The sequence below is a fragment of the Bartonella sp. AP58NXGY genome (assembly GCF_042195785.1).
In the GTDB taxonomy this organism is placed as follows: Bacteria; Pseudomonadota; Alphaproteobacteria; order Rhizobiales; family Rhizobiaceae; genus Bartonella.
The window spans coordinates 1-715 of record NZ_JBHIOY010000247.1 but is presented as its reverse complement, the minus strand read 5'-3'; the positions used below and the strand labels follow the sequence as shown (position 1 = coordinate 715).

1 protein-coding gene is annotated in these 715 nt (G+C 39.3%); it reads right to left on the bottom strand.

Annotation, left to right across the window (positions count from 1 at the left end; genetic code table 11):
- Positions 1-100: 100 nt before the first annotated feature.
- Positions 101-715, bottom strand: a 615-nt coding sequence (panB, locus tag ACFINC_RS10730) for a 3-methyl-2-oxobutanoate hydroxymethyltransferase (protein ID WP_375617203.1), incomplete at its 5' end; no start/stop codon positions are given.

Below are 715 nucleotides of genomic sequence, written 5' to 3'. Positions count from 1 at the left end.
TCATAGCTAAAATTGCATACAAAAATATATGAAATAATGCACGTTCATTATAAAAATAGACAAATGTTTTCTTGTCGAACTTTTTAACTTAAACGAGAATTTATTTCAGTTTATAAACTTCCCTATCCGCTGGAAAAGAACGGGATGTAACATCCTCTGCATAGTTTTTGATTGCGGTTTTCATGGCTTGTTCAAGGTCTCCATAACGACGTACAAATTTGGGTACGTGAGCACCATAGCCCAACATATCTTCCATCACCAAGACTTGTCCATCACATTGATTGGATGCACCAATACCGATTGTTGGAATAGAAAGATTTTCTGTCAATTTTACGGCTAAAGGTTCGACAATCCCTTCCAAAACAATAGCAAAAGCACCAGCCTTTTCAATCGCTGCTCCGTCATCTTCAATTCTTTGCCAATCACTCTCTTTCCGTCCTTGTGTCTTAAAACCACCAAAACGATTGACTGCTTGGGGAGTAAGACCAATATGTCCCATCACTGGTATGCCACGTTTACATAAAAAATCTATTGTTTCCGCTATATAAACTCCACCTTCAAGCTTTACAGCTCCACCCCCCGTTTGTGCAAGAATACGCGATGCATTTAAAAAAGCCTGCTCTTTACTTTCCTCATAAGAGCCAAAAGGCATATCGATAACGACAAGAGCTTTTTGAGATCCACGTACTACAGCCTGCCCGTGCAAAATCATCAT